The organism is Deltaproteobacteria bacterium, from assembly GCA_020845895.1.
In the GTDB taxonomy this organism is placed as follows: domain Bacteria; phylum Lernaellota; class Lernaellaia; order JACKCT01; family JACKCT01; genus JADLEX01.
Map to the genome: position 1 here is coordinate 1 of JADLEX010000012.1, position 6,537 is coordinate 6,537.

7 protein-coding genes are annotated in these 6,537 nt (G+C 61.7%); 5 read left to right on the forward strand and 2 right to left on the reverse strand.

Features of this window, described 5'->3' with window-relative positions; translation table 11 throughout:
- Positions 1-266: 266 nt before the first annotated feature.
- Together IT350_01325 and IT350_01330 are read right to left on the reverse strand one after the other, a co-directional pair.
- Entirely contained in the window at positions 267-1,646 is a 1,380-nt protein-coding gene (locus IT350_01325; protein ID MCC6156661.1) for a tryptophanase, read from the reverse strand.
- Positions 1,647-2,124: 478 nt separating this feature from the next.
- The gene (locus IT350_01330) at positions 2,125-2,706 is read right to left on the reverse strand and encodes a hypothetical protein (protein ID MCC6156662.1); all 582 of its coding nucleotides are present in this window, start codon (positions 2,704-2,706) and stop codon (positions 2,125-2,127) included.
- Between the two features lie 259 nt (positions 2,707-2,965).
- Here IT350_01330 and IT350_01335 point away from each other — a divergent pair, with 259 nt between their 5' ends.
- From IT350_01335 to IT350_01355, 5 genes are all read left to right on the forward strand, one after another.
- Positions 2,966-3,553, forward strand: a complete 588-nt coding sequence (locus IT350_01335; GenBank protein ID MCC6156663.1) for a DUF3332 family protein — start codon at positions 2,966-2,968, stop codon at positions 3,551-3,553.
- A 227-nt stretch (positions 3,554-3,780) separates the two neighbouring features.
- The gene (locus IT350_01340) at positions 3,781-4,233 is read left to right on the forward strand and encodes an Rrf2 family transcriptional regulator (protein MCC6156664.1); all 453 of its coding nucleotides are present in this window, start codon (positions 3,781-3,783) and stop codon (positions 4,231-4,233) included.
- A 108-nt stretch (positions 4,234-4,341) separates the two neighbouring features.
- On the forward strand, positions 4,342-4,998 hold the full coding sequence (locus tag IT350_01345) for a phosphoadenylyl-sulfate reductase (GenBank protein MCC6156665.1): 657 nt from the start codon (positions 4,342-4,344) through the stop codon (positions 4,996-4,998).
- Between the two features lie 8 nt (positions 4,999-5,006).
- On the forward strand, positions 5,007-5,807 hold the full coding sequence (locus tag IT350_01350) for a sulfate adenylyltransferase subunit 2 (GenBank protein MCC6156666.1): 801 nt from the start codon (positions 5,007-5,009) through the stop codon (positions 5,805-5,807).
- Between the two features lie 38 nt (positions 5,808-5,845).
- On the forward strand, positions 5,846-6,537 hold a 692-nt coding region (locus IT350_01355), incomplete at its 3' end, for a GTP-binding protein (GenBank protein ID MCC6156667.1).

Genomic DNA, 6,537 nt, shown 5'->3' on the forward strand with positions numbered 1-6,537 from the left:
ACGAAGCCCGTTTCCGCGAACGTCAGATCAACTCCCTCAAACGCAGGGCCAAGGAACTCGGGCTTGAAATCCTCGGAGACTTGAAAACAACGACCGCTGTTTCTTAGGAGCGAAGCGAAGGATCTGGACGGAACTCGCGGCTAGACCCTTCGCTGCGCTCAGGGTGACACGTGTTCCAACCAGAGCCTTCGCTTCGCTCAGGGTGACAGGAAGCGGGCTCAGGGTGACAGCACCGGAGACGTTCAGGGTGAGAGACGTGGAGACGATTATGCCGACATCGGCCGGAATTCCGCCAGGAAGTGCTTGAGGTGGTCCGGCGCGTACGTGATCTCGTAGCCCGGAATCTCGACCGCGTGATGCACGCAGTCGATGATCGTCTCGGCAACGAAGTCGATGTGGCGGTCGGTGTACACGCGTCGGGGAATCGCGAGACGCACCAGGTCGTTGTCGGGATAGATCGTCCGACCGGTCGTGGGATCGGTTTTGGCGAACATCACCGAGCCGATTTCGACCGCGCGCACACCGCCGCGCCGGTACAGCTCACACGACAGTGCCCAGCCGCGCAGCCGCTCGATCGGCAGATGGCGGCAGATGGCGTTGGCGTTCAGATACACCGCGTGGCCGCCCGGCGGGTGGATCATCGGCACGCCGTTTTGCGCGAGCCGCTTGTGCAGCCGCCCGACCTGTTCGACGCGTTGTTCGAGCGTCGCGATGTCGAGCCCTTCCTTCAGGCCGATCGCGATCGCCTCCATGTCGCGGCCCGCGAGCCCGCCGTACGTGACAAAGCCCTCGACCACGACCATCAGTTCGCACACGCGGCGAAAGATCGCGTCGGAATCGGTGGCGAAATATCCGCCGATGTTCACAAAGCCGTCTTTTTTCGCGCTCATCAACACTCCGTCGCACAGCGCGAACATCTGCGCGGCGATTTCGGTGAGCGTTTTGTCGCGATAGCCGTCCTCGCGCATCTTGATGAAGTAGCAGTTCTCGGCGTAGCGCGCGGCGTCGATGTACAGCGGAACGCCGTGGCGCAGGCAGATCTCGCGCGCGGCGCGCAGATTGGCGAGGCTCACGGGCTGGCCGCCGTTCGAGTTGTTCGTCACCGTCATGATGACCGCCGCAACATGGCGGGTTTTGTCCGAGAGCCACGTTTCGAGCATTTCCAGATGGATGTCGCCCTTGAAAGGATCGGTGCGTTCCAGGTCGCGGCTCGCCGCGCACGGGATGTTGACCGGATCGCCGCCCTTCGTCTCGACGTTCGCCTGCGTGGTGTCGAAATGCGTGTTGGAAAGGACCACGTCGCCGGGTTTCAGGATCGCGCCGAAAAACAGGTTCTCGGCGCTGCGCCCTTGGTGTGTGGGCACGACGTGTTTTTTGCCGGTGATCGCGCGCACCGTTTCCTGCAAATGGAAATAGCTGTTGGACCCGGCGTAGGACTCGTCGCCGATCATGATGCCGGCCCACTGCCGATCACTCATCGAGCCCGTGCCCGAATCGGTGAGCAGATCGATCGTGACCTGGCGCGCGGCGAGCTTGAAGGGATTATAGCGGGCGGCCTCAATCGCCTTTTCGCGCTCGGCGCGATCGAGGATCGGAATCCGTTCGACCATCTTGATTTTGAAGGGTTCGAAAGGCAGCGGTTTCATGGGGACTCCGACGGGTAGCCGGTTGGCCGCGCGACAATAGCAACTTCACCCGTGCGTGTCATTCGCGCCATTTCGACTCTCGACCGAAGGTGCCGAGGTGGAAGGAGGTCCCGGTTCCCTGGTTCGCCCTGCGGCTGCGGCGGTCAGGTTTGCCGAAAGGACGGGCGATCCTTCGTCGACGACCGAAAGTGCGCGGGCAACATGGACAAAACGGATAAAACGTAACTATATCCAAAAATTTAAAGAAAAACGATAATCGTTTTGCTTATAAATCGATGAGATACGCCAATATAATGGCGTAAATGTCAAATACACAGTCAAATATTTGTTCTCAGTCCAAAATTTCGACACTTCGCTGAGCCGGCAGTGAGGACAATTTTCGCTCAAATCCTACAGAATCCACGATGCGCCCGCCAGTCAATTTCTCAACTCGTTGAATTCTTGACGGAAATTCCGCGCGCGGCGCATGCCCTGCGTTTCACCCTCGACCGTAAATTTCGCCGTCGCCCCGCACCTCACTGGCACGAGCCTTGCGATGCTTAGGCGCGGTTGCGGGGGTTGAGGAGATCGATCGAAGGGATTCGTCGAAATCGGGGGAGCAACGATGGGCGCCACACGGATGATCGGAGCCAGGGACTTGAAGGAAATCCAGACCCACGAGATGGATGTCGCGGCGTTTGAACTCACGCAGCGCGATTCCTGTCGTTTCCGTTCCACGCTCGACGTCAAGTCCGGCGATGTCGTGCTGATCAAAGCCTCTTTCAAGAATGCCTGCGAAGAGCAGGAGGACGAAGAATACGATCCCCGGTGCGTCTATCGCCGTCGGGTGGTGCCGTTCGTCACGCGAATCCAATCGGTGACGAATCTGAAGAGCGGTGCGCGATCGGTGCGCGCCAGCATTGAGCGCATCACCCCCGGCGATCACCGGTTTTTCCTGACGAAATACGTTAACGAGCGGGACGAAGGCGTCACCTTCGATTTCGAGGCCCGCCTGATTCGCTACGTGTCCTAAAGGGTCTTTTTCATAGATCGTGTTCACGAACCTCGCGCGATCGGTCATCCCCCTTCCGATCGCGTGAGCGGGCGAGCTGCCGGCGGCGCATGACCGGCGGACCGCCCACGAGTCGCGAACCAATGTCGGCGAGCCGCGTTCCCCGGCGCATCGCGTCGATCGGCTCCCGGCATGTCGCGTCTGCTCCTTTCCATTCCCTTCGCGCGGCGCCCCGCATTCGGGGCGCCATTTCTTTTCACGACGCCGCCTTGACATCGCCCGCCGCGTCGGGGCAGTTTGAGCACTTCATTCATTTGGAGGTTCCCCGATGCTTCGCGGTCGAAGGCTCGTTGCGCTCGTCCTGATCCTGTCCGTGTTCGCGCTGTCGAACGCGTCGTGCGTCGGCGATTTCGCGCTGACGAATAAGCTGCTCAAATGGAATCAGGGTCTGAACAAGTGGCTCGGCAGCTTCGTCCTGCTCATTTTCATCATCATTCCGGTTTACGGCGTGACGCTGCTGATCGACTGGATCATTCTCAACGTCATCCAGTTCTACGGCGGAAACAACCCCATCTCGCTGAATGGTGAGCCGGTCACGAAAGAGGCCGCCTTCGGCGACACCTGCGTGGCGATGACCATGCGGCCCGGCGCGACGCTCGACGTGGACATCGTCTCCACCGACGCCAACGGCGTCAGTCGCACCCTTATCGTTCGTGAGACCGAAGACGGCCGATTGGACGCACGTCTGGTCGAAAACCACGCCGTCACGAGCCGCCTGTCGGCGTATCTCGCGGATGACGGCGCGGTGGTGCGTTCGGTGGATGGAAAGTCCGAGCATTTCGACGAGAGCGAAGTCCGCGAGGTCGTCGAAGGCTCCCAGGGCATGACGCGCTTCGCGTTCGCCGGCGCGTACTGACCTCAATTCCGGAAAGATACGACGGGCGGCTCGAAAGGGTCGCCCGTTTTGCATGGACACACGGCGCGGACTCAAACACCGGTTCACCGTCCGTTTCGGTCACAATTGACGCGCCACGCCATCGGCGTATGATCCCGCTTACATTCGGCGGGACGACTCCCGCTTGACAGCCTTGGGTCCCCGGCTTTATAACGACGACTATGTTGATCGAATAAGTCGGGATTGAAATGTCGAATCTCGTGTCCCAGAAATGCTTTTACGGGATCAAGGCCGTTTTCGAGCTCGCGCGGACGAACTCGGACGAGCCGGTGAAAATCCACCAGATCGCGGACAGGCAGAACATTCCGATCCGTTTTCTCGAGGCGATTCTGCGTCAGCTTCGTCAGGGCGGGTTTGTGGATTCGCGGCGGGGCGCGGAAGGCGGATATTTGCTCGCGCGGCGGCCCGGAAAGATCCGGGTCGGCGACATCATCTCGTTTTTCGAGGGAGAGGTCGGCGCGTTTACGGCGAGCGAAAACGGTTCGGCGCGGGATCGCGGCGCGTCGGACATGGTGCTCGACGAGATGTGGGCGCAGAGCCGGACGGCGCTCGCGGATGTGTTCGACTCCTGGACGATCCAGGATCTGGTGGATAAAGCGGAGGCTCTCAAGAGCCGTTACACGATGAATTTTTCGATCTGATTATCAGACCCGGCAACGGGATTTGCATCGGATTTTCTCCTGAGCACGCGGACACACAGCGAGATTCGAGACGGTTATCGGGGCCTTCGGGACTCCCGGGAGATCCTCATGCGCGCCGCGGCGGACTTCGGCGCCCACTGCGCCCTCGCGTGCAGTTTCGGACCCGAGGACATCGTGCTGCTCGACCTGATGCGCGAGGCCGCGCCATCGCTGGGCGTTTTCGCGATCGACACGGGCCGGCTGCACGAGGAGACCTACGAGATCGCCGAGCGCGCGGCCGATTTTTTCGGCTTGCGCGTCAAGTGGTACGCGCCGGATCGAGATGCCGTGGAACAGCTCGAAAGCGCCAAGGGGCTCTATTCGTTCCGCCAATCGCTCGAAAATCGACACGAGTGCTGCGGCATCCGCAAGGTTGAGCCGCTCGGACGGGCGCTCGCCGGTCTACGTGCGTGGATCACGGGACGCCGGCAGGAGCAGAGCGTCACGCGTTTTGGTCTGAATTTCTTTGAAGACGACGCCGAGCGCCCGGGCGTGCTCAAGCTCAACCCGCTCGCCGAGTGGACCTCGGCGATGGTCTGGGCGCACATCCGCGAACGCGGATTGCCGTACAACGCGCTGCACGACCGGGGTTTTCCGTCGATCGGCTGCTCGCCCTGCACCCGCGCGGTGGCCGCCGGCGAGGACGAGCGCGCGGGGCGATGGTGGTGGGAGACGCCCGAAAACAAGGAGTGCGGGCTGCACGTCGCGGCGACGCACGCGTCTTGAGGTGAATGATGGACCATCTGGACCGTCTGGAAAGCCAAAGCATCTACATCCTTCGGGAGGCGTTTCGCCACTTCAAGGACATCGCGATGCTCTGGTCGATCGGCAAGGACTCGACCGCGCTTTTGTGGATGGTGCGCAAAGCGTTTTTCGGCCGCGTTCCGTTTCCGCTGCTGCACATCGACACGACGTACAAATTCCCCGAGATGATCGAGTTTCGCGACCGTCTCGCGCGCGATTGGGCGCTCGATTTGCGCGTCGGCATCAACCATGACGCCAACGTGCAGGGCATCACGCCCGACAAGGGCCGGTTCGAGTGCTGCACGGCGCGCAAGACCGTCGGGCTCAACCAGCTTCTGGAGCAGGGCGGTTTCAAGGGCGTGATCCTGGGCATCCGGCGCGACGAAGAGGGCTCGCGCGCCAAGGAGCGGTTCTTTTCGCCGCGCGACCGCAACAACGAGTGGAACTTCAAGGACCAGCCGCCGGAGTTGTGGGATCAGTTCAACACCGCGTTCGGCGAGGACACGCACGTGCGGATCCATCCACTGCTGCACTGGACCGAGCTGAACATCTGGGAGTACATCCGCCGCGAGGACATCCCCGTGTGCGGGCTGTATTTCGCGCGCGAGGGACGGCGGTTTCGGAGCCTGGGCTGCATGCCCTGCAACTTCCCGACGAAGTCGGACGCGTCGACGATCGACGAGATCATCGAAGAGCTGAAGGTGACGAAGGATCCCGAGCGCGCAGGCCGCGCCCAGGACCACGAAAAGGCCTACATGATGCAGAAACTTCGTTCCATGGGGTACATGTGAACGCCACCGCCCTGCAGGAACCCGGGAGAAAACTCGCCATGGACGCGCACAACGCCCTGGCCATCGTCATCGTCGGCCACGTCGATCACGGCAAGTCGACGCTCATCGGCCGGCTCTTTTTCGACACGGGCTCGCTCCCCCGCCAGCGCTACGACGAGATCGTCGAGACCTGCCGTCGCCAGGGGCGCGAGTTCGAGTTCGCCTATCTCATGGACGCGCTGGAAGAAGAGCGCGAGCAGAACATCACCATCGAGACCGCCCAGAGTTTCTTCAAGACCGAGCAGCGCCCCTACGTCATCATCGACGCGCCGGGCCACAAGGAATTCCTGAAGAACATGATCACGGGCTCGTCGGCCGCGGACGCCGCCGTGCTGCTGGTGGACGCCGCCGAGGGCGTGCGTGAGCAGACTCGCCGCCACGCCTACGTGCTGTCGCTGCTGGGCATTCGGCAGATTCTCGTCGTCATCAACAAGCTCGACTTGGTCGACTGGTCGCAGCGCGTGTTCAACGAGGTTTCGGCCGACATCACGCGGTTCCTGCATGGCCTGGGACTCGCCGCCTCGTTCATCGTGCCCATCAGCGCGCGCGATGGCGACAACGTCGTCAATCGTTCGGAGCGCTCGCCCTGGTTCACCGGGCCGACGATCGTCGAGGCGCTCGACGAATTTGCGCCCGCCGCGGGCAACGAGGAACTGCCCCTGCGTTTCCCGATCCAGGACATCTACAAGTG

Excerpts from the sequence above, each read along its gene's own strand:
- IT350_01335 (MCC6156663.1), top strand. The coding sequence starts at position 2,966 with ATGCTTCGCGGTCGAAGGCTCGTTGCGCTCGTCCTGATCCTGTCCGTG.
- IT350_01325 (MCC6156661.1), bottom strand. The coding sequence starts at position 1,646 with ATGAAACCGCTGCCTTTCGAACCCTTCAAAATCAAGATGGTCGAACGG.
- IT350_01340 (MCC6156664.1), top strand. The coding sequence starts at position 3,781 with ATGTCGAATCTCGTGTCCCAGAAATGCTTTTACGGGATCAAGGCCGTT.
- IT350_01345 (MCC6156665.1), top strand. The coding sequence starts at position 4,342 with ATGCGCGCCGCGGCGGACTTCGGCGCCCACTGCGCCCTCGCGTGCAGT.
- IT350_01350 (MCC6156666.1), top strand. The coding sequence starts at position 5,007 with ATGGACCATCTGGACCGTCTGGAAAGCCAAAGCATCTACATCCTTCGG.
- IT350_01330 (MCC6156662.1), bottom strand. The coding sequence starts at position 2,706 with ATGACCGATCGCGCGAGGTTCGTGAACACGATCTATGAAAAAGACCCT.